The organism is Saccharothrix saharensis, from assembly GCF_006716745.1.
GTDB lineage: Bacteria > Actinomycetota > Actinomycetes > Mycobacteriales > Pseudonocardiaceae > Actinosynnema > Actinosynnema saharense.
This window is the reverse complement of sequence record NZ_VFPP01000001.1, coordinates 151,408-176,415: the sequence shown is the minus strand read 5'-3', so window position 1 is coordinate 176,415 and position 25,008 is coordinate 151,408. Positions and strand designations below refer to the sequence as shown.

Annotated in this window: 2 protein-coding genes; both read right to left on the bottom strand. The window is 73.8% G+C overall.

Going from position 1 to position 25,008, the window contains the following annotated elements:
* Positions 1 to 25 precede the first annotated feature (25 nt).
* Positions 26 to 10,045, bottom strand: a complete 10,020-nt coding sequence (locus FHX81_RS00360) for a type I polyketide synthase (protein WP_141974663.1) — start codon at positions 10,043 to 10,045, stop codon at positions 26 to 28.
* A gap of 44 nt (positions 10,046 to 10,089) precedes the next feature.
* Positions 10,090 to 24,978 (bottom strand): type I polyketide synthase, encoded by a 14,889-nt coding sequence (locus FHX81_RS00355; protein WP_141974662.1) that lies wholly within the window; start codon positions 24,976 to 24,978, stop codon positions 10,090 to 10,092.
* Between the last annotated feature and the right edge of the window lie 30 nt (positions 24,979 to 25,008).

Genomic DNA, 25,008 nt, shown 5'->3' with positions numbered 1-25,008 from the left:
CCTTTCGTCTCAGTCGACCGGTGCCTCACGAGCGACCGAATTCCTTGTCGAACACGTCGAGCAGTTCCTCCACCGAGGCGTCCCGGACGTCGCTGTGGTCCGGTTCGCCCGCGGTCGGGCGGTTGCGGCGGTGCTGGGCGAGCAGGTCTTCGAGACGTCGGGTGATCTCGGTGTGCGTGTCGTCCTCGCCCGTCACCGCCGTGAGTTCGGCGGCCAGCCGGTCCAGGGCGGCCAGCACGTCGTGCTCGTCGCCGCCGCCGAGCTCACTGTCGAGGTGGGCGGCCAGGGCGGCGGTGTTGGGGTGGTCGAAGACGAGCGTCGCGGGCAGCTGGAGGCCGGTTTCGGCGTTGAGCCGGTTGCGCAGCTCCACGGCCGTCAACGAGTCGAAGCCCAGCTCCTGGAACGCGCGCCCGGCGTCGACCCGACCCTGGTAGCCGAGCACGTCGGCGACGGCCGCGCTGACCAGGTCGACCAGGGTGCGTTCGCGGTCGGCGGGGGCGACGTCGGTGAGCCGTTCCCGCAGACCGCCCTTGATCCCGGACCGGGCCGCGCGCCTCGTGCCGCGCACCAGCTCCCGGAACAGCGGCGGCACCGCGCCCGCCAGGGCTTTCCGGTCCACCCGCACCGGCGCGACCGCGGGCAGGTCGTGGGCGAGTGCCGCGTCGAACAGCCGCATGCCGTCGTCCGCGGACAGCGCCGTCATGCCGGACCGCGCCATGCGCTGCCGGTCGTTCTCGTCCAACGTGCTCGTGATGCCGGACGGGTCGGCCCACAAACCCCAGGCCAGGGACGTCGCCGGCAGCCCGTTCGCGCGACGAAGCCGCGCCAAAGCGTCCAGGAACGCGTTGGCCGCCGCGTAGTTCCCCTGACCCGCCGCGCCGAACACACCAGCGGCCGACGAGTACAGGACGAAGTTCCGCACGTCCCCGACCAGCTCGTGCAGGTGCCAGGCCGCGTCCACCTTCGGCCGGAACACCGCATCGACCCGCTCCGGCGTCAACCCGGTCACCACACCGTCATCCACCACACCCGCCGTGTGCACCACACCCGTGAACGAGTGATCGGCCACCAACTTCTCGACCGCCTCACGATCGGCCACGTCACACGCCACGACGGTGACCTCGACACCCAAGTCCTCGAGGTCGGCCACCAACTCGCCGGCACCTGGCGCCTCGATGCCGCGACGACTGGTCAACACCAGCTCGCGCGCACCGCGTGCCGCGAGGTGCCGGGCCGCGACCGCGCCCAACGCGCCCGTGCCGCCGGTGATCAGCACCTTGCCCGACCAGTCGGCGTCGACGGGCGTGCCGGACACGCGCACCAGTCGGGGCACGAACACCTTCCCGTCGCGAACGGCCACCTGCGGCTCGTCCACGCTCAGCGCGAGCGCGACGTCATCGCCCTCCACCAGCACGAACCGGCCCGGGTGCTCGGACTGCGCCGACCGCACCAAACCCCACACCGCGGCGGCGGCCGGGTCGACGGCGAGCGTGTGGACGACCAGCAGCTCGGACCGTTCCTCGGCGAGCCACTGCTGGAGCATTCCCAGCACCCGGCAGACCGCGTCACGTGCCGCCACAGGCACCGGGCCGTCCGTCGTCACGGTCACGACCTCGTGGTCCGGCACGGCCCGCCCTGGCTCGACCTGCTTCCACTCGACCCGGAACAGCGAGTCGACGCCGCCGGTGACGGGTTCCGGTGCGCGCAGCCCGACTTCGTCGGCGGTCACGACCGGCGCGCCCGTGCCGTCCGAGGCGAGCAGCGCCCACGTGCCGTCACCGTTGGGCGTCATCCGCACGTGCAGCTCGGTCGCGCCGGTGGCGTGCAGGGTGACGCCGCGCCAGGTGGCCGGGAGCAGGTCGTCGGACACCAGGCGCGCGGCTTCGTCCAGCAGGTTGGGGTGGATGCCGAACCCGGAGGCGTCGAGCAGGCTCACGTCGCCGACCACGTCACCGTCCGCCGCCGGGCGTTCGGCCGCGGGTCGGGACGCGGCCACCGTGCCCGTGGCGTGCCGGGTCCAGTCGTCTTCGCCGCGCGAGTAGACGGCGACCGACCGCTTGCCCAGCTCGTCGGGGGCGCCGACGACCACCTGCACCCGCAGCCCGTTGGCGGGCAGCACGCACCAGGTCTCGGTGACCAGCTCGTCGATCCGGTCGCAGCCGACCTCGTCGCCCGCGCGCACGGCCAGTTCCACGAACACCGACGACGGCACCACGTCGTGCTCGGCCAGCCACGGCTGGGTGCTCGCCGACAACCGGCCGGTGAGCACCACGCCGCCGTCCTCCGGCAACGACACCGCCGCACCCAGCACCGGGTGCCCGGCCGACACGAGCCCGGCCGCCGTCACGTCACCGGCCGACGCGGACACCTTCGGCCAGAACTCCTCGTGCTGGAACGCGTAGGTCGGCACCTGCACCAGCCGACCTCCCGCGACCAACGGCGACCAGTCGACGTGCTGCCCGCGTGCGCAGAGACGGCCGACGGCGTCCAGCAGCACCCGGTCCTCCGGGCGGTCCTTGCGCTGGGAGGCGATCAACACCGGTCCATCGGTGGTCAGGCAGTCCTGCCCCATCGCGGTGAGCACACCGTCCGGGCCGACCTCGAAGAACGTGGTGACGCCCTGCGCTTCCAGCACGCGGACCGCGTCCCGGAACCTCACCGCCGCCATCACGTGCCGCACCCAGTACTCGGCGTCGAACACCGCGCCTGCGGAAGGGTCCCCGCCCAGGGGATCCCTGTTTTCAACGCTACTCGAACCGTCCGACAACACCGTGGACACGATCGGGATCTGTGGATCGTTGTAGACCAAGGACGACGCGACCGCCCGGAACCCGTCCAGCATCGGGGCCATCAACGGCGAGTGGAAAGCGTGACTCACCCGCAACCGCTTGGACTTGCGGCCCGGCAGTCCTGCCAGCACCTTCTCCACCGCGTCCTCCGCGCCGGACACGACGACGGCGTTCGGCCCGTTCACCGCGGCGATCCCCGCACCCGACGGCAGCAGCGGCAGCACCTCGGCCTCGGTCGCCTGCACCGCCACCATCGCGCCACCCGTCGGCAACGCCTGCATCAGCCGACCACGAGCCGTGACCAGACGAGCGGCGTCGGCCAGGGACAACACACCGGAAACGTGCGCGGCAGCGATCTCGCCGACCGAGTGGCCCGCCAGGAAGTCCGGGCGCACGCCCCACGACTCCAACAACCGGAACAGAGCCACCTCGAACGCGAACAACCCCGGCTGCGCGAACTCCGTCCGATCGATCCGCTCGGAACTCCACAACACCTCACGCAACGACGGGTCCAACTCCGCGCACACCTCGTCAAAGGCCGAAGCGAACACCGGGAACGCCGAGTACAACTCCCGGCCCATACCCATCCGCTGCGCACCCTGACCGGTGAACAGGAACGCCAACTTGCCCGGCACCACCGGGGACGACTCGGCGCGCGCGACCGCGGCCAGGCCGTCACGCAGGTCCGCCAGGTCACCGCCGACCACCACGGCCCGGTGCTCGAACATCGTGCGCCGCAGCAACGACCGGCCGACGTCGACCGGCGCCACGTCCGCGCCCTCGGCCCAGTCCCGCAGCTTCGCCGCCTGACCGGCCAGCGCGGCAGGCGTCTTCGCGGACAGCACCCACGGCACGAGACCGGTCTCCGCCGGGGCCGCCGCGGGCTCGTCCGGCGCTTGCTCCAGGATCACGTGCGCGTTCGTGCCGCTGATGCCGAACGACGAGATCCCGGCCCGACGCGGTCGCGTCACCCGCGGCCACGGCCGCGCCGACGTGAGCAGCTCGACCGCGCCCGCGTCCCAGTCGACCTTGGCGGACGGCACGTCCACGTGCAGCGTCTTCGGCAGCAGCCCGTGCCGCAGCGCCTGCACGACCTTGATCACGGCCGCCGCACCCGCCGCGGACTGCGTGTGGCCGATGTTCGACTTGATCGAACCGAGCCAGAGCGGCTCTCCGGATCGTTCGGCGCCGTAGGTCGCGATCAACGCCTGGGCCTCGATCGGGTCGCCCAACGTCGTGCCGGTGCCGTGCGCCTCGACCACGTCGACGTCCGAGGTGGTCAAACCGGCCGAGGCGAGGGCCGCGCGGATCACCCGCTGCTGCGACGGGCCGTTCGGCGCGGTCAACCCGTTGGACGCGCCGTCCTGGTTCACCGCGCTACCGCGCACCACCGCCAGCACGGTGTGCCCGTTGCGGCGGGCGTCCGACAGGCGTTCGACCAGGATCATGCCGACGCCTTCGCCCCAGCCGGTGCCGTCGGCGGCTTCGGCGAACGACTTGCAGCGGCCGTCGGCGGCCAGGCCGCGCTGCCGGCTGAAGTCGACGAACGTGGTCGGCGTGGCCATCACCGCGACACCGCCGGCCAACGCCAGGTCGCACTCGCCCTGCCGCAGTGCCTGCGCGGCGAGGTGCAACGCGACCAGGGACGACGAGCACGCCGTGTCGACCGTGACCGCGGGACCTTCCAGTCCGAGCGCGTAGGACACGCGGCCGGACGCCACGCTGCCCGCCACGCCGGTGCCCGCGAACGCGGCCAGCTCCTCGCCTCCTTCGACCAGGAACCGGCCGTAGTCGTGGTACATCACGCCCGCGAACACCCCGGTCCGGCTGCCGCGCAACGTCACCGGGTCGATGCCCGCGTGCTCCAACGCCTCCCACGACGTCTCCAACAGCAGCCGCTGCTGGGGGTCCATCGCCATCGCCTCACGGGGTGAGATGCCGAAGAACGCCGCGTCGAAGTCGGCCGCCTCGTGCAGGAACCCGCCCTCACGGGTGTAGGTCTTGCCGGGCTTGCCCGGTTCGGGGTCGTAGAGGCCGTCCACGTCCCAGTCGCGGTTGGTCGGGAACCGGGTGATCCCGTCCCGTCCTTCCGCCACCAACCGCCACAAGCCGTCCGGGCTCGTCACACCACCGGGGTAACGGCACGCCAGGCCGACGATCACGATCGGGTCGTCGTCGGTCACCACCCGACGCCGCGTGGGCGCGTCGACCGCCCGTTCCCCCACCAGCTCCGCGCGCAGCAGACCGACCACGGCGGCCGGCGTCGGGTAGTCGAACACCAGCGTCGCGGGCAGTCGGGCCCCGGTCGTGGCGGCGAGGCGGTTGCGCAGCTCGACGGCCATCAGCGAGTCGAACCCGAGGTCGGAGAAGGCGCGGTCGGCGGCGATCGCCGAGCCGTCGGCGTACCCGAGCACGCCCGCGACCTGCGTGATCACCACGTCCACCAGCACCGCGTCACGCTCGGCCTCGGCCAGGCCGGCGAGCTTGCGCCCCAGCCCGGTCAGGGTGGGCGCGGCGGTGGCCGTGCGGCGCGACGGTCCGCGGACCAGGCCCCGGAACAACGGCGGCACGGCGTCGGTCATCGCGCGCGGGTCGAACTTGATCGGCACCACCGCCGGCGCACCCGCGGCCGTGGCGGCGTCGAACAGCCGCAGCCCTTCGGCGGTCGACAGCGCGGCCACACCTTCGCGGGACATCCGCCGCAGGTCCGCTTCGGTGAGGTCGCCGGTCATGCCGCTGCGCTCGGCCCACAGCCCCCACGCCAGCGACACGGCGGGCAGCCCGCGGGCGTGGCGGTGCTGGGCGAGGCCGTCGAGGAACGCGTTCGCCGCCGCGTAGTTGCCCTGGCCGGGTCCGCCGACCACGCCGGCGGCCGCGGAGTAGAGCACGAAGGCGCGCACGTCGCCGAGCAGTTCGTGCAGGTGCCAGGCCGCGTCGACCTTCGGCCGGAACACGCCGTCGACCCGGTCCGGGGTCAACGCGGTCACCACGCCGTCGTCCACCACGCCCGCGGTGTGCACGACACCGGTGAAGCGCTGTTCGGCGAGGCGGGCCACGGCGTCGCGGTCCGCCACGTCGCACGCGACCACCTCGACGTCGGCGCCGAGTGCGGCCAGCCGCGCCACCAGCTCGTCGGCTCCGGGCGCGTCCGGTCCACGCCGGCTGGTCAGGACCAGGGTCCGCACGCCCCGCGTCACCAGGTGCTCGGCGATCATCGCGCCCAACGTGCCCGTGCCGCCGGTGACCAGCACGCGGTCGTCGGCGTGCCACGTCGGTTCGCCGGTCGCGGGCACGCGCGCCAGGCGCGGCGCGAACACCCGACCGCCGCGCACGGCGAGCTGCGGCTCGTCGGCCGCGGGCACGTCGACCACATCGGCGTCCGTGTCGAGCAGCACGAACCGGCCGGGGTGCTCGGTCTGCGCCGACCGCATCACGCCCCACACCGCGGCGGTGACCGGGTCGACGTCCTCCCCCGCCACCGAGACCGCGCCCCGCGTCACGACCGCGAGCCGCGCGTCCTCCTCGGCCAGCACCTCGCGCAGCCGCGCCAGGACGTCGTTGACGACAGCACGGGCGGCTGTGGGCGCGTCGCCCTCGGGCCGCACGACCTCGTGCACCGCGATCGGCTCCGCGCCGTCGTGCGGGACACCGACCCACTCGACCCGGAACAGGGAGTCGACGTCGGCGGCCAACTGCTCGACCGACACGGGCCGCAGCGTCAACTGCTCGACGGACGCGACCGGCGCGCCCGTGCCGTCCGCCACGACCACGGACACGCCGGAACCGCTCGGCGTCAGCCGGACCCGCAACGCCGACGCGCCGGACGCGTGCAGCGCCACCCCGGCCCAGCTGAACGGCAACTGCGCCTGTCCCCGCTCTCCGACGAACCGCCCCAGGCCGACCGCGTGCAGGGCGGCGTCCAGCAACGCCGGGTGCAGCCCGAACCGCTCCGGCCGCAACCCGTCGGGCAGGACCACTTCGGCGAACACCTCGTCGCCAACCCGCCACGCCGCCGCCAACCCCTGGAACACCGGCCCGTAACCGAAGCCGTTCGCGGCCAGACCGGGGTAGAAACCGTCGACGTCCACCGGTTCACCCGGCGGCGGCCACTCGTCGAGCGGTGCCGGTTCCTCGCGCGGCTCGGTGGTGAGCACGCCACCCGCGTGCCGGGTCCAGTCGCCGCCGTCACGGGAGTGGACGCTGATCGACCGACGTCCCGTCCCGTCGTCCGCACCGACGAGCACCTGCAGCTGCACGGCGCCGTCCGGGGGGAGGACGAGCGGCGCGCCCAACGTCAGCTCGGCGACCGCCGCACAGCCCACCTCGTCGGCGGCGCGCAGGGCCAGTTCGAGGAACGCCGTGCCGGGCAGCAACGTCGACCCGAGCACCACGTGGTCGGCCAGCCACGGGTGGCTGTGCACGGAGATCCGCCCGGAGAACAACGTCCCACCGGACTCGGGCACCGCCACCACCGCGCCGAGCAACGGGTGCTCGGCCGCGCCCAGCCCCGCCGACGCCACATCACCGACCGACGACGCGGGCGTGGGCCAGTAGCGGCGACGTTCGAACGCGTAGGTCGGCAACTCGACAGGGCGGCCGCCGGGGAACCAGGCGTCCCACTCCACCTTCACACCGCGCGCCACGAGCCGCGCGACCGCCTCGACCAGCGTGCGCAATTCCGGCCGGTCCTTGCGCTGGGACGCGACGAGCGCCGGCACGTCCGACGTCAGCGACTCCTGCCCCATCGCCGCCAGCACACCGTCCGGCCCGACCTCCAGGAACGTCGTCACGCCCTGCGCTTCGAGCCCGCGCACCGCGTCACCGAACCGCACCGTCGCGCTGACGTGCCGCACCCAGTACTCGGCGTCGAACGCCGCGCCTGCGGAAGGGTCCCCGCCCAGGGGAACCCTGTTTACAACGCTACTCGACAGGTCCGACAAAACCGTCGACACGAACGGGATCTGTGGAACGTTGAAGGTTAACCCCGACACCACAGCGCGGAACTCCGCGAGCATCGGAGCCATCAACGGCGAGTGGAAAGCATGACTCACCCGCAACCGCTTCGACTTCACGTCCAGACGCGCAACCAGCGCATCCACCGCCGCTTCCGAGCCCGAGACAACCACCGAACGCGGACCGTTGACCGCCGCGATACCCACCTCGTCGGTCAGCACAGCCCGGACATCATCCTCACCGGCCCGCAACGACACCATCGCGCCACCAGCGGGCAAAGCCTGCATCAGACGACCACGAGCCGTCACCAAGCGGGCGGCATCGGCAAGGGACAACACACCAGAGACGTGAGCGGCGGCGATCTCACCGATCGAGTGACCGGCCACGAAGTCCGGACGGATGCCCCATGCTTCAAGCAAGCGGAACAGAGCCACCTCGAACGCGAACAATCCCGGCTGCGTGAACTCCGTCTGGCTCAGGCGATCCGCATCGCTCCACATCACGTCGCGGAGAGCCGGGTCCAGAGCGGACAGCACCTCATCGAAAGCCGAAGCGAACACCGGGAACGCCGAGTACAGCTCCCGACCCATCCCCACCCGCTGCGCACCCTGACCGGTGAACAGGAACGCCGTGCGCCCGGCCGTGACGGAGTCCACCAGCACACCGGCGGGCACGTCACCGGTCGCCAACCCGGCCAACCCCCGCGTCAACTCGGCGGCATCCGCGGCGACCACCACCGCGCGCCGCGCCAACCCGGCCCGCGTGGTGGCCAACGACCACCCGAGGTCGTGCAGCGACACGCCGTCGACCCGCTCCAGCAGCCGCGCGGCCTGCGGGGGCAACGCCGAGTCCGTGCGCGCCGACAGCAGGAACGGCAGCGGCAGCCCGCTCGTGGCCGGTTCCGGGGCCGGGTCGGCGGCGGGGGCCTGTTCGAGGATGACGTGCGCGTTCGTGCCGCTGATGCCGAACGACGACACCGCCGCCCGGCGCGGCTGGTCACCCGAGTCCCACGGGCGGGCCGACGTGAGCAGCGACACCGCGCCGGCCGACCAGTCGACCTGCGGTGTCGGTGACGCCACGTGCAGGGTTCGGGGCAGCACGCCGTGCCGCATCGCCATGACCATCTTGATGATCCCGGCAACACCCGCCGCCGCCTGCGTGTGACCGATGTTCGACTTCACCGTGCCGAGCCACAACGGTCGGTCGGCGGGTCGCTGCCGGCCGTAGGTGGCGAGCAGCGCCTGCGCCTCGATGGGGTCGCCGAGCGACGTCCCGGTGCCGTGTGCCTCGACGACGTCCACCTCGTCGGAGGCCAGGCGGGCGTTGCCGAGGGCGGCGCGGATCACGCGTTGCTGGGCCGGGCCGTTGGGCGCGGTCAACCCGTTGGACGCGCCGTCCTGGTTGACCGCGCTGCCGCGCACCACGGCGAGCACCCGGTGGCCGTGCCGGCGCGCGTCGGACAGGCGTTCGAGGACGAGCACGCCGACACCTTCACCCCAGCCGGTGCCGTCGGCGTCGGCGGAGAACGCCTTGCACCGGCCGTCGGCGGCCAGGCCTCGTTGCCGGGAGAACTCGACGAACATGCCGGGCGTGCCCATGATCGTCACGCCGCCGGCCAGCGCCAGGGTCGACTCGCCCTGCCGCAGCGACTGCACGGCCAGGTGCAGTGACACCAGCGACGACGAGCACGCGGTGTCGATCGTGACGGCCGGGCCTTCGAGACCGAGGGTGTAGGCGATGCGGCCGGACGCCACGCTGCCCGACGTGCCCGTGCCCACCAGCCCGGCGATGTCCTCGGCCGCGTTCTGCAACGAGTGCACGTAGTCGTGGTAGTTCAGCCCCACGAACACGCCGGTGCGGCTGCCGCGCAGCGACGTCGCGTCGATGCCGGCGTGCTCGAACGCCTCCCACGACGTCTCCAACAGCAGCCGCTGCTGCGGGTCCATCGCGACGGCTTCCCGCGGTGAGATGCCGAAGAAGTTCGGGTCGAACTCGCCGACCCGGCGCAGGAACCCGCCTTCGCGGGCGTAGGACGTGCCGGGGTGCGCCGGGTCGGGGTGGTAGATGCCGTCGACGTCCCAGCCGCGGTCGGCGGGGAAGCCGGAGATGGCGTCCCGTTCGCCGACGACGAGGTCCCACAGCTCGTCGGGCGAGGTGACGTCGCCCGCGAACCGGCACGCCATGCCGACCACGGCGATGGGCTCGCTGCCCCGGTCCTCCACCTCGCGCAGCCGCCGGTGGGCCTCCTGCGCGTCCGCGACGGCTCGTTTCAGGTAGTCACGCAGCGCCTGTTCGCCGGCCATGCGGGTTCAGCTCCTCGCGGTGTTGTCGGGGGTGCGCACGCGACTCACCCGAGTCCTCGGTCGATCAGGGCGAACAGCTCGTCGTCGGTCGCCTCGTCCAGCGCGGCCGGCGCGCCGGTCGCGGCGGCCGAGGTGCCATCGACCAGGGCCAGCAGGTCACGCAGGCGGGCACCGACCTCGTCCAGCGACCCGCCGTCGGACAGCACCGGCCGCAGCGTGATCCGCAGCCGGTCCAGCTCGGCCAGCACCGAGCCGACGCCACCCGCGTCCGCGAGCCCGAGCTGGTCCTTCAGCTCGGCGGCGAGCGCTTCGGGTGTCGGGTGGTCGAACACGAGCGTCGCGGGCAGCGTCAGCCCGGTCGCCGTGCCGAGCCGGTTGCGCAGCTCGACCGCCATCAACGAGTCGAAGCCCAGTTCCTGGAACGCCCGCGCGGGTTCGACGGCGGTCGCGTCGGCGTAGCCGAGGACGGCGGCGACGTGCGTGGCGACGAGGTCGAGCAGTACCCGGTCACGGTCGGCGGCGGACAGCGGCTCCAGCTGTTCCCGCAGGCCACCGACCGCGCGTCGGGTGGTGGCCGCGGCTCGCCGGGTGGGGCGGACCAGGTCGCGGAACAGCGGTGGCACGTCGCCGCCACCGGTCGGGGCGAGCGCGGCCGGGACCAGCGCCGCTTCGTCCAGCGCCAGGGCGGTGTCGAACAACGCCAGGCCGTCGGCCGCGGCCAGCGGCACGACACCGGACCGGGCCGTGCGGCGGCGGTCCACTTCGGACAGCTCGGCGGTCATGCCGCTGGTGTCGGCCCACAGGCCCCACGCCAGCGACACCGCGGGCAGCCCGGACGCCCGCCGGTGCGCCGCCAGGGCGTCGAGGTAGGCGTTGGCGGCCGCGTAGTTCGCCTGGCCGGGTCCGCCGAGCACGCCGGCGGCCGAGGAGAACAGGACGAACGCCCGCAGCCCGAGGTCGAGGGTCAGCTCGTGCAGGTGCCGGGCAGCCTCGACCTTGGGCCGGAACACGCCGTCGACCCGGTCCGGGGTCAACGCCGTCACCACGCCGTCGTCCAGCACACCGGCCGTGTGCACGACGCCGGTCAGCGGCCGGTCCGCGGGCACGTCGGCCAGCACCGCCGCCACGAACGCGCGGTCCGCCACGTCACCGGCGGCGACCACGACGTCGGCGCCCTGCGCGCGCAGGTCGTCGACCAGGGCGGGCGCACCGGGCGCATCCAGGCCGCGGCGGCTGGTCAGGACCAGGCTCCGCACGCCGTGCACGGTGACCAGGTGCCGGGCCACCAGTGCGCCGAGCGTGCCCGTGCCACCGGTCACCAGGACGGTGCCCGACGGGTCCCACACGGGCTTGGGGTCCGGCGCGACGTCCCCGGTGGCCACCTTCGCCAGCCGCGGCGCGTAGACCTTGCCGTCGCGGACCATGACCTGCGGCTCGCCCGCGCCCAGTGCCAGGCCGACGTCGTCGGACCCGCCGTCCACCAGCACGAACCGTCCCGGGTGCTCCGACTGCGCGGACCGCACCAGGCCCCACGCCACCGCGGCGGCCGGGTCGGGGGTGTCGCCGACCGCGCCGGACGTGCGCACGACGAGCTGTTCCGGACGTCCTTCCGCCAGCCAGTCCTGCACGGTCAGCAGCACGGCGTGCGCGACCTCGCGGGGTGTGCCGCCGGGAACCGCGGTGACCACGAACCCGTCCTCGACCACCGGGCCGGACGCGAGCTCCGCCCACCGGACCCGGAACAGCGAGTCCACGTGGCCGCGGGCACGCGCGGGCAGCTCCACGGGCCGGAACCCGACCGTGCCCTGCCACACCGGGTCGCCGTTCGGGTCGGCCGCCCGCACCGCGAACCCGTCGCCGTCGGGCGTGAGCCGGACCCGCAGGGCCGTCGCGCCGGTCGCGTGCGGCACGACGTCCCGCCACCGCGCCGGTACACCGTCCACCGCGAGTGCGTGCGTCATCGCGTCCAGCAGGGCCGGGTGCACGCCGAACGCGCCCGCCTCCACGTCGTCGGGCAGCTCGACCTCGGCGAACACCTCGTCGCCGTGCCGCCACGCGGCCCGCAGGCCCTGGAACACGTACCCGGTGTCGTCGGCGTACCGGTCGGACACGTCGACCGGTGTCGCGCCCGCCGGTGGCCACTGCGCGAGCGAGAACGCGTCGGCCGGTACGGAGCCGACCACGCCGAACCCGTGCCGCGTCCAGGCCGAGCCGTCCTCGGGCTGCGAGAACACCGCCACCTCACGCCGGCCCGCGGTCGCCGCGCCGACCGTCACGCGCAACCGCAGCGCACCCGACTCGGGCAGGACCAGCGGCACGTCCAGCGCGAACTCGACCACCTCGGGGCACCCGGCCTCCTCGCCCGCGTGCGCGGCCACGTCCAGCACCACCGATCCCGGCACCGCGGCCACGTCGGCCAGCCACGGCTGACCCGCGACCGACAGCCGCCCGGTGGACACCAGGGAGTCGGGCAGCGCGATCGCGGCCCCGAGCAGCGGGTGCGTCGACGCGGTGAGGCCGGCACGGGTCACGTCACCGGTGGTCGCGGGCTCGGCGGGCCAGAACCGCTGGTGCCGGAACGCGTAGGTCGGCAGGTCGACCCGCCGACCACCGGCCACCGCGGGCCGCCAGTCGACCTCCACGCCGTGCGCCCACGCCTCGCCCAGCGAGGTGAGGAACCGGGCCCGGCCACCGTCGTCGCGCCGCAGCGTGCCGACCGCCGTGCCGTCGATGCTCACCGCCACCACCGGGTGCGGGCTGACCTCGACGACCACGCCGTCGGCGACCGCGCTGACGACCTCGTGGAACCGCACCGGCTGCCGCAGGTTCGCGTACCAGTACGCGGCGTCCAGGCCGGAGGTGTCGAGCACCCCGCCGGTCACGGTCGAGTGGAACGGGATGGCGGACGGGCGGGGCCGCACGGGGGCCAGCCGGGTCAGCAGCTCGTCGTGGATCTCCTCGACGTGCGCCGAGTGCGAGGCGTAGTCCACGGCGATCCTCTTCGCCCTGACCTCGATCGCCTCGCAGTGCGCGATCAGCTCGTCCAACGCCTCCGGGTCACCGGACACCACCACGGCCGCGGGGCCGTTCACGGCGGCGATCGACACGCGCCCGGCCCACCGCTCGACCATGGCCGCCGCGTCGGCCTGCGGCACCGCGACGGACACCATGCCGCCACGTCCGGCCAGGCCACGGGCGATGGCCTGGCTGCGCAACGCCACCACCCGCGCGCCGTCCTCCAATGACAACCCGCCCGCCACCACGGCCGCCGCGATCTCACCCTGCGAGTGCCCCACCACGGCGGACGGCGTCACGCCGTAGGAGCGCCACAGCTCGGCCAGCGACACCATGACCGCCCACAGGGCGGGCTGCACCACGTCGACCCGCCGCAAGGCGTCCTCGTCGGTCAGCACGTCGAGCAGCCGCCAGTCCGCGAACTCCGACAACGCCGCCGCGCACTCGGCCAGCCTCGCGGCGAACACCGGTTCGTCGCGGGCCAGCTCGGTGGCCATGCCGACCCACTGCGAGCCCTGGCCGGGAAACACGAACACCGGCCGTTTGGCCGGGCCCGCCGCCGCGACGGGGTGCTCGCCGGCGGCCAGCGCGGTCAGGCCGTCCCGCAGGTCGTCACCGGAGCCGACGACCACCGCGCGGTACTCGAACGTCGACCGGGTGGTGGCCAGCGAGTACGCCACGTCGAGCGGTGCGCCGCCGTCGTGGTCGAGCAGGCGTCGCGCCTGGGCGGCGAGGGCGTCCGCGGACTTGGCCGACACCACCCAGGGCACGACACCGGCCTCGACCGGGGTCACCGGCTCCCGCGCCGGGGGCTGTTCCAGGATCACGTGCGCGTTCGTGCCGCTCACGCCGAACGACGACACGCCCGCGCGCCACGGCCGGTCCACCTCGGGCCACGGGCGCGCCGACGTCAGCAGCTCCACCGCGCCCGCGTCCCAGTCCACCTGGGACGTCGGCTCGTCCACGTGCAGCGTCTTCGGCAGCACGCCGTGCCGCATGGCCATGACCATCTTGATCACGCCCGCCGCGCCGGCCGCCGCCTGGGTGTGACCGATGTTGGACTTGATCGAGCCGAGCCGCAGGGGCTCGCCGTCCCGGTCACGGCCGTAGGTGGCCAGCAGGGCCTGCGCTTCGATCGGGTCGCCCAACGTCGTGCCGGTGCCGTGCGCCTCCACCGCGTCCACGCCCGAGGTGGACAGACCGGCCGCGGCGAGCGCCTGCCGGATCACGCGTTGCTGCGAAGGACCGTTGGGCGCGGTCAGGCCGTTGGACGCGCCGTCCTGGTTGACCGCACTGCCCCGCACCACAGCCAACACCTCGTGGCCGTTGCGACGCGCGTCCGACAGGCGCTCCACCAGGATCATGCCCACGCCCTCGGACCACCCGGTGCCGTCGGCCGACGCGGCGAACGACTTGCACCGCCCGTCGGCGGCCAACGCGCGTTGCAGGCTGAAGTCCACGAACGTGGTCGGCGTCGCCATTACCGTAACGCCGCCCGCCAGCGCCAGGTCGCACTCGCCGTTGCGCAGCGCCTGGATCGCCCAGTGCAGCGCGACCAGCGACGACGAGCACGCCGTGTCGACCGTGACCGCCGGACCTTCCAGCCCCAACGCGTAGGCCACGCGACCGGACGCGACGCTGCCCGCCATGCCGGTGCTCGCGAACGCGGCCAGGTCTTCCGGGCCGTCCTGCAGGTAGGCGATGTAGTCGTGGTACATGACGCCCGCGAACACGCCGGTCCGACTGCCGCGCAACGTCACCGGGTCGATGCCCGCGTGCTCCAACGCCTCCCACGACGTCTCCAACAGCAGCCGCTGCTGGGGGTCCATGGCGAGGGCTTCCCGCGGCGAGATGCCGAAGAACGCCGGGTCGAAGTCACCCGCGCGGTGCAGGAAGCCACCCTCACGGGTGTAGCTCTTGCCCGCCTTGCCCGGCTCCGGGTCGTACAGCCGCTCGACGTCCCACCCGCGGTCTCCGGGGAACTCCGTGACGCCGTCCGCGCCCGACTCCACCAGCCGCCACAGGTCGTCCGGGTTGCCGATCCCACCCGGGTAGCGGCACGCCATGCCGACGATCACGATCGGGTCGTCGTCCACCGCGGCCACCTGCGTCACGGCGACGTCCGGCGCGTCCAGCCCGACGAGCTCGCCGAGCAGCAGGTCCGCCACCGCCGCCGGCGTCGGGTGGTCGAACACCAGCGTCGCGGGCAGCCGCAGGCCGGTGGCCGCGTTGAGGCCGTTGCGCAGCTCCACCGCGGTCAGCGAGTCGAACCCGAGGTCGCCGAACGCCCGGTCCGGCTCGATCCGGGTGCCCGCCGGGTAGCCCAGCACGGTCGCGACGTGCGTGCCGACCAGGTCCAGCAGGGTGCGCTTGCGCTCTTCGGCCCCGAGCGCGGCCAACCGGGTTGCGAAACCGTCGGCCTCGACCGCGCCGACCTCGGCCGTGCGGCGGACCGGCGTGCGCACCAGGCCCCGGAACAGCGGCGGCACCACGCCCGACCGGCGCGGGTCCAGCCGGATCGGCACCAGCGCGGGGTCGTCCAGCGCGGACGCCAGGTCCAGCAACGCCATGCCCTCGGCCGCTTCCAGCGCGTCCACGCCCTCGCGGGCCATGCGCTGCCGGTCGGCGTCGGCCAGGCCGCCGGACATGCCGCCGGTTCCCGCCCACAGGCCCCAGGCCAGTGACGTCGCCGGCAGGCCGGTCGCGCGGCGGTGGCGGGCGAACGCGTCCAGGAACGCGTTGGCCGCCGCGTAGTTCGCCTGCCCGGCCGCGCCGAAGACCCCGGACACGGACGAGAACAGCACGAACGCGCTCAGGTCCAGGTCCTTGGTCAGCTCGTGCAGCGTCCAGGCCGCGTCCACCTTGGGACGCAGCACCGCGGCGACCCGGTCGGGGGTGAGAGCGGTCAGCACGCCGTCGTCCAGCACGCCCGCCGTGTGCACGACACCGGTCAGCGGCCGGTCGGCCGGGATCGCGGCCAGCACCCGCGCCACGGCCTCGGAGTCGGCCACGTCGCACGCCACCAGCCGCACGTCCGCACCGGCCGCGCGCAGTTCGGCGGCCAGGTCGTCCGCGCCGGGGGCGTCCGGGCCGCGCCGGCTGGTCAGAACCAGGCCGCGGACACCGTGCGCGGTCACCAGGTGCCGGGCGACCAGCGCGCCCAACTCGCCCGTGCCGCCGGTGACGAGGACTGTGCCGGAGGCGTCCCACACCGGCGTCGTGTCCGCTGCCGCCACGCGCGCCAGACGCGGCACGTGGACCTTGCCGTCACGCAGCGCGACCTGCGGTTCGTCGATCGGCAGCGCGCTCAACGCCTCGGTGGACGCCGGCGTGCCGTCGGTGTCGACCAGGAGGAACCGGCCCGGGTGCTCGGTCTGCGCCGACCGCACCAAGCCCCACACGGCCGCCGCCGCGAGGTCGGGCGTCGCGTCCAGGACCGCGCCGGCGGTGAGCACGGCCAGCCGTCCCGGGCGTTCGGCGGCCAGCCACGACTGGAGTTCGGCCAGCACGGTGGTGGTCGCCTCGTGGACGGCGGCGGCGTCCAGCCCACCGGGGGCCGTCACGACCTCGACGTCCGACTGCTCGTCTGGGACGGGCACCTCGACCCAGTCGACCCGGAACAGCGAGTCGACCACGTCCCTCGCCACCGCGAGCTGGTCCGCCGACACCGCGCGCAGCACCAGCGAGTCGATCGTGGCGACCGGCGCGCCCGTGCCGTCGGCCAACGCGACCACGACACCGCCGTCCGCGCCTTCCGACACCCGCACCCGCAGCTCGGTCGCGCCGGTGGCGTGCAGGGTGACGCCGCGCCACGCGAACGGCAGGCGCAGCCGGCCGTCGCCGAACCCGCTGAACCCGCCCAGCGGCACGGTGTGCAGCGCCGCGTCCAGCAGGGCGGGGTGCAGGCCGAAGCCGTCCGCGTCACCGCCGGGCAGCACCACCTCGGCGAACAGCTCGCCGCCACGCCGCCACGCCGCCCGCAACCCCTGGAACGCGGGACCGTAGGCGAAGCCGCCCGACGCGAAGTCCTCGTACAGGCGGTCCACCGCGACCGGCTCGGCGTGCGCGGGCGGCCACTCGGTCAGCTCGACGCCGGTCGTGGTCGGCGGCGCCAGCACACCGGCCGCGTGCCGCGTCCAGGCACCGTCCTTCTCCGGCCGGGAGTGCACCGACACCGCGCGCCGTCCCCGCGCGTCCGCCTCGCCGACGGACAGCTGGAGCTGCACGCCGCCGTGTTCCGGCAGCACCAGCGGCGCCTCCAGCGTCAACTCCTCGACCTGTGCGCCACCGAACTCGTCACCGGCCCGGATCGCCAGCTCCACGAACGCCGTGCCGGGCACCAGGACCGTGCCGAGCGCGGCGTGGTCGGCCAGCCACGGGTGGGTCTGCACGGAGATCCGCCCGGACAACAACGCGCCGTCCGACGCCGGCAACGCCACCGCCGCGCCCAGCAGCGCGTGCCCGGCCGCCGTGAGCCCGGCCGCCGCGACGTCCCCGGCCACCGCCCCGACCTTCGGCCAGTAGCGCTCGTGCTGGAACGCGTAGGTCGGCAACTCGATCCGTTGCGCACCGCGTCCGGCGAAGAACCCGGCCCAGTCCACGCCGGCACCGCGGACGTGGAGCTGTCCGACGGCTTCGACCAGCGCCCGGTCCTCGGGCCGGTCCTTGCGCTGCGACGCGACCAGCGCCGGTCCTTCGGTGGTGAGGCAGTCCTGGCCCATGGCGGCGAGCACACCGTCCGGCCCGACCTCCAGGAACGTCGTCACACCTTCGGCTTCCAGCACCCGCACCGCGTCCTGGAACCGCACCGTCGCGCTGACGTGCCGCACCCAGTAATCAGCGTCGAACGCCGTGCCTGCGGAGGGGTCCCCGCCCAGGGGATCCCTGTTTTCAACGCTACTCGAACCGTCCGACAACACCGTGGACACGATCGGGATCTGTGGATCATTGAACGTCAAACCGGCGACCACAGCCCGGAACTCCGCGAGCATCGGAGCCATCAACGGCGAGTGGAAAGCATGACTCACCCGCAACCGCTTCGACTTCACATCAAGACGCGCAACCAGCGCATCCACCGCCGCTTCCGAGCCCGAGACAACCACCGAACGCGGACCGTTGACCGCCGCGATACCCACCTCGTCGGTCAGCAAGGGCACGACGTCAGCTTCGTTGACCTGCAACGACACCATCACACCACCAGCGGGCAAAGCCTGCATCAAACGACCACGAGCCGTCACCAAACGAGCCGCGTCAGCCAAAGACAACACACCCGACACGTGCGCCGCCGCGATCTCACCGATCGAGTGACCAGCCACGAAGTCCGGACGCACCCCCCATGATTCAAGCAAGCGGAACAAAGCCACCTCGAACGCGAACAGACCCGGCTGCGTGAACTCCGTCCGGTTCAAGCGATCCGCGTCGTCCCACATCACCTCACGCAGAGCCGGGTCCAGAACCGCACACACCTCATCGAACGCCGAAGCGAAAGCAGGAAACGCACGATGCAGCTCCCGACCCATCCCCACCCGCTGCGCACCCTGACCCGTGAACAGGAACGCCAGCCGACCCGACCGCACCACCGCGCCGGGCGCACCATCGGCCAGGGCACGCACCCCGGCAACCAGCTCCTCGCGCTCCCCCACCACCACCGCTCGGTGGTCGAACGCGGCACGCGTGGTCGCCAGCGAGAAGCCGACGTCGACCGGCGAGCCGTCCACCGCCAGCAGCCGTTGCGCCTGCGCCCGCAGACCCTCGGCGGACTTCGCCGACAGCACCCAGGGCACCACGGCACCGGTCACGTCCACCGGGTCGGGAGTGGCCGCGGGCAGAGGCGACTCCTCCAGGATCACGTGCGCGTTGGTCCCGCTGATCCCGAACGACGACACCCCGGCCCGTCGTGGGTGCGCGCCGCGCTCCCACGGCCGCGCCGACGTGAGCAGCGAAACGGCGCCGGCCGACCAGTCGACGTGCGGCGTGGGCTCGTCCACGTGCAACGTCTGCGGCAGGACGCCGTGGCGCAGCGCCATGACCACCTTGATGATCCCGGCGACACCGGCGGCCGACTGGGTGTGCCCGATGTTCGACTTGACCGTGCCCAGCCACAACGGCTCGCCGGACCGTTCCGCTCCGTAGGTCGCCAACAACGCCTGCGCCTCGATCGGGTCACCGAGGGTCGTGCCGGTGCCGTGCGCCTCCACAGCGTCCACTTCGGACGCCGGGACACCCGCGTTCGCCAGCGCCGCCCGGATCACCCGCTGCTGCGACGGACCGTTCGGCGCCGTCAGGCCGTTCGACGCACCGTCCTGGTTCACCGCGCTACCGCGCACCACCGCCAATACCGGGTGGCCGTTGCGGACCGCGTCGGACAGGCGTTCCACCAGCAGCATGCCGACGCCCTCGCCCCAGCCGGTGCCGTCGGCCGCGCCCGCGAACGCCTTGCACCGGCCGTCCGGGGCCAGGCCGCGCTGCCGGCTGAAGTCCACGAAGATGTCCGGCATCGTCATCACGGTCACGCCGCCCGCGAGCGCCATGTCCGCCTCGCCCTGCCGCAGCGCCTGCACGGCCAGGTGCAGCGACACCAGCGACGACGAGCACGCCGTGTCGACCGTGACCGCCGGACCTTCCAAGCCGAACGTGTAGGCGACGCGACCGGACGCGACGCTGCCCGCGATGCCGGTCGCCATGAACCCGGCGAAGTCCTCGGCCGCGGCCTGGAGGTGGGCGGCGTAGTCGTGGTAGTTCAGGCCCGCGTAGACACCGGTGCGGCTGCCGCGCACGGTCGCCGGGTCGATCCCGGCCCGTTCGAACGCCTCCCAGGCCGTCTCCAACAGCAGTCGCTGCTGCGGGTCCATCGTCAACGCCTCGCGCGGCGAGATGCCGAAGAACCCGGCGTCGAACTCGGCCGCCTCGTAGAGGAACGCGCCGTGCCGGGCGTAGGTGGTGCCGCGGTGGTCGGGGTCGGGGTGGTAGAGCCCGTCGAGGTCCCACGCCCGGTCGGTCGGGAACCCGGCCACGGCGTCCGTGCCGGAGCTGACCAGCCGCCACAGTCCTTCGGGGTCGTTGACACCGCCCGGGAAGCGGCACGCCATGCCGATGATCGCGATCGGTTCGCCGTCCACCGGCGCGGACGCGGCGGTGACGGGGGTGACCAGCGCGTCACCGAGGAGTTCGGTGCGCAGCAGGCGGACGAGCGCGCGGGGCGTCGGGTGGTCGAACACCAGTGTCGCGGGCAGTTGCAGGCCCGTTTCGGTGTTGAGCCGGTTGCGCAGCTCCACGGCGGTGAGCGAGTCGAAGCCGAGTTCCTTGAACGCCCGCTCCACCTCCACGGGGGTGCCGGGCGCGTAGCCGAGCACGGCGCCGACCTGGGCGCTGACCAGGTCGAGCAGCACCCGGTCCTGGTCGGCGACGGACAGGGCGGCCAGCCGGTGGGCGAGGTCGCCGCCGGTCGCGACGGCGGCGGTCCGCGCCACGCGTCGGGTTGGCGTGCGGACCAGCCCGCGGAACAACGGCGGCACGACCGCCAGGCCGTTCAGGTCCAAGCGAGCGGGCATGAGCACGGCGGCGTCCCGCGCGCAGGCGGCGTCGAACAACGCCATGCCCTCGGCGGAGTCCATCGGCGCGATGCCCGACCGGGCCAGTCGGCGCAGGTCGGCTTCGCCGAGGTCGCCGGTCATGCCGCTCGCGTCGGCCCACAGGCCCCACGACAGCGCGAGGGCGGGCTTGCCCTGCGCCCGGCGCAGCTCGGCCAGCGCGTTGAGGTAGCCGTTCGCGGCGGCGTAGTTGCCCTGGCCGGGTCCGCCGGCGACGCCCGCGACCGACGAGTACAGGACGAACGCGTCGAGGTCGCCGGCCAGGTCGTGCAGGTGCCAGGCCGCGTCCACCTTGGGCCGCAGCACGGTGTCGACGCGGTCCGGGGTGAGGGAGGTGATCAGGCCGTCGTCCAGCACACCGGCCGTGTGCACGACCGCGGTCACCGGGGTTTCGGCGAGCAGCGCGGCCACCGCGTCGCGGTCCGCCACGTCGCAGGCCACGACCCGCACCCGCGCGCCGAGCCCGGTCAGCTCCTCGACCAGGTCGACCGCGCCGGGGGCGTCCGCGCCGCGCCGACTGGTCAGCACGAGGTCGCGGACGCCGTGCTCGCGCACGAGGTGCCGCGCGGCCAGCACGCCGAGGGTGCCGGTGCCGCCGGTGATCAGCACGGTGCCGTCGGGGTTCCACGCGGGTGCCTGGTCGTCGGAAGCGGGCACGCGGGCCAGGCGCGGCGCGAACAGCTCGCCGTCCCGGACCGCGACCTGGTCCTCGTCCAGAGCGGCGATCACCGGCAGCAGCGCGTCGTCGGGCGCGTCGACCAGCAGGAACCGCCCGGGCGTCTCGACCTGGGCGGACTTCACCAGGCCCCACACGGCTGCCGCGCCGAGGTCCGGGGTCGGCCCCGTCGCGCCGTCGGTCAGCACGAGCAGGCGGGCATCGGCGAACCGCTCGTCGGCCAGCCAGTCCTGCAGCAACCGGAGCGTGTCGTGCACCAGGGCCCGCACCTCGGGCCCCGACCCGTGCGCGCCGGCCTGCCGCGAGACCACGACGTCCGGTACGTCCACCAGGCTGTCCAGGCTGCCGTCGAGCACGGCGAACGACGCGGTCGACGGCTGCGGCGCGGTGATCGGCACCCAGTCCACCCGGTACAGGGAGTCGACGTACCCGGACGCCCTGGCCCGCAGCGACCGCAGCTCGAAGCGCTCGACGGACAGCACCGGCTCGCCCGCCGGGTCCACCGCGAGCAGCGAGAAGCCGCTGTCGACGGGCTGGACCCGCACCCGCACGGCCGCCGCGCCGGTCGCGTGCAGCGTCACGCCCCGCCACGACGCGGGCACACCCGATCCGCCGGCCAGGCGCGTGGCCTCGTCCAACAGCATCGGGTGGAACAGGGACCCGCCCGGCTCGACGTCTTCGGGCAGCGCGACGTCCACGAAGTCACCGCCGACGTCGAGCGGTGCCCCGCCGGCCGCGAGGACGCCACGCGCGTGACGCTGCCAGGGGTCGTCCGCGCGCCGCGAGTGCACGGTCAGGTTGCGCTTACCGTCCACCACGACCCGCACCTGCACGGAGTCGCCCAGCACCAGGGGTGCCTCGACCTCCAGCTCCGCGACGCGGTCGCAGCCGATCTCGTCGCCGGCGCGCAGCGCCAGGTCCACGAGCACCGACGTGGGCACGTCGCCACCCGCCCACGGCTGCGGCGACAACCGCCCGGTGAGCACCACGCCGTCGTCCGGCAGCGTCACGGCCGACAGCTCGCCCGTGGTCTCGGTGTGGCCGACCCAGTAGCGGCGGCGCTGGAACGGGTAGGTGGGCAGGTCGACCCGTCGTGCGCCGGGGAACACCCGTGCCCAGTCGACCGCGACACCGGCCACCCACGCCTCCGCGGCCGACAGCAGCACGCGGTCGAAGCCGCCTTCATCGCGGCGCAACGTGCCGACCGCCGTGCCCTCGATGCCCACCGCCAGCACCGGGTGTGGGCTGACCTCGACGAACACGCTGTCGTCGAGCAGGCGCGTCACCCGGTCGAACTGCACGGTCTGCCGCAGGTTCGCGTACCAGTACTCGGCGTCCAGCGCGGCCGTGTCGATCAAGCCGCCGGTGACCGTGGAGTAGAACGGCACGTCACCCGGGCGGGGCGTGACGTCGGCAAGCAGGGTCAGCAGATCGTCCCGGATCAGCTCGACGTGCGCGGAGTGCGAGGCGTAGTCCACGGCGATCTTCTTGGCCCGCACGCCGGTCGACTCGCAGTGCGCGACCAGCTCGTCCACCGCGTCCGGGTCACCGGACAGCACCACCGCCGCGGGACCGTTGAGCGCCGCGGTGGACACGCGTCCCGCCCACCGGTCGACCAGCTCGGCCGCGTCCTGCTGCGGCACCGCGACGGACACCATGCCGCCACGTCCCGCCAGGCCACGGGCGATGGCCCGACTGCGCAACGCCACCACCCGCGCCCCGTCCTCCAACGACAACCCACCCGCCACCACGGCCGCCGCGATCTCACCCTGCGAGTGCCCCACCACCGCGTCCGGCTCGACGCCCAGCGACCGCCAGACCCCGGCCAGCGACACCATCACCGCCCACAACACCGGCTGCACGACATCGACCCGCCGCAACGCCTCGGCGTCGTCCACGACCTCGTCGAGGTCCCAGTCCACGAAGGACCGCAGCGCGACGCCGCACTCGGCGAACCGGGACGCGAAGACCTCGGAGGTGGCCACCAGCTCGCGCGCCATGCCGACCCACTGCGAACCCTGGCCGGGGAACACGAACACGGTCCGCCTGCCGGTACCCGCGACACCGCGCACCACGTCCGCGCCGTCGGCCGCCAGGGTCCGCAACCCGGCCACCAGCTCGTCGCGGTCGGAGCCGATCACGACGGCGCGGTGCTCCAGCGCGGCCCGCGTGGTGGCCAGGGAGAACCCGACGTCGCCGGGGTGCAGGTCCGCGACGTGCGCCGCGAGCGACGCAGCCTGGGCGGCGAGCCCGGCCCGGTCGCGCCCGGACACCACCCACGGCACCACCGGCGGCACGGGCGCGGGGGGCTCCTCTTCGCCGGCGGGCGCCTGTTCCACGATGACGTGCGCGTTCGTGCCGCTGAACCCGAACGAGGACACGCCGGCGCGGCGCGGGTGGTCACCCGGCTCCCACGGCACCGGCTCGGTGAGCAGCCGCACGGCACCGGTGGTCCAGTCGACGTGCGGGGTGGGCTCGTCCACGTGCAGCGTCTTCGGCAGCACGCCGTGCCGCATCGCCATGACCATCTTGATGATCCCGGCGACACCGGCGGCGGCCTGGGTGTGGCCGATGTTGGACTTGACCGAGCCGAGCCACAGCGGCTCGGCGCGGTCCTGCCCGTAGGTGTTCAGCAGCGCCTGCGCCTCGATCGGGTCACCCAGGGTGGTGCCGGTGCCGTGCGCTTCGACGACGTCGACCTCGGCGGGCGTGAGGCGGGCGTTGGCCAGGGCGGCGCGGATCACGCGTTGCTGCGACGGGCCGTTGGGCGCGCTGAGGCCGTTGGACGCGCCGTCCTGGTTGGTGGCGGTGCCGCGGATGACCGCGAGCACGGGGTGGCCGAGGCGGCGGGCGTCGGAGAGGCGTTCGAGCAGCAGCACGCCCGCGCCCTCGGCCCAGCCCGCGCCGTCGGCGGAGGCGGCGAACGAGCGGCAGCGGCCGTCCGGGGACAGCGCGCCCTGCCGGGAGAACTCGACGAACATGGCGGGCGTGGCGAGGACCGTGACGCCGCCCGCCAGCGCGAGCGTGCAGTCGCCCTGGCGCAGCGCTTGCACCGCCAGGTGCACCGCGACCAGCGACGACGAGCACGCGGTGTCCACGGTGACGGCCGGGCCTTCGAGGCCGAGCGTGTAGGAGACGCGGCCGGACGCGATGCTGCCGCCCGTGCCGGAGCCCGCGTAGTCGTGGTACATGACGCCCGCGAACACGCCGGTCGGGCTGCCCTTGAGCTTCAGCGGGTCGATGCCGGCCCGTTCGAACGCCTCCCACGACGTCTCCAGCAGCAGCCGGTGCTGCGGGTCGGTCTGCACGGCGTCACGGGGGCTGATGCCGAAGAACCCGGCGTCGAAGTCGGCCACGTCGTGCAGGAAGCCGCCCTCGCGGGTGTAGCTCTTGCCCGCCTGGCCGGGCGTCGGGTCGTAGACCGGCTCCCAGCCGCGGTCGGCCGGGAATTCCGTGACGACGTCCAGCCCGTCCGCGACCACCCGCCAGAGCTCTTCCGGCGACCGCACCCCGCCCGGGTAGCGGCAGCTCATGGCCACGACCGCGATCGGCTCCTGCGCGCGTTCCTCGGCTTCGCGCAGCCGGCGCTTGGTCTGCTTGAGGTCGGCGGTGGCCCGCTTGAGATAGTCGCGGAGCTTGTCGTCGTTGCTCATCGGCCTGGTACCCATCTCGAACGGTTCGTG

Coding starts and splice junctions, on each gene's coding strand:
- FHX81_RS00360 (WP_141974663.1), bottom strand. CDS start 10,045: ATGGCCGGCGAACAGGCGCTGCGTGACTACCTGAAACGAGCCGTCGCG.
- FHX81_RS00355 (WP_141974662.1), bottom strand. CDS start 24,978: ATGAGCAACGACGACAAGCTCCGCGACTATCTCAAGCGGGCCACCGCC.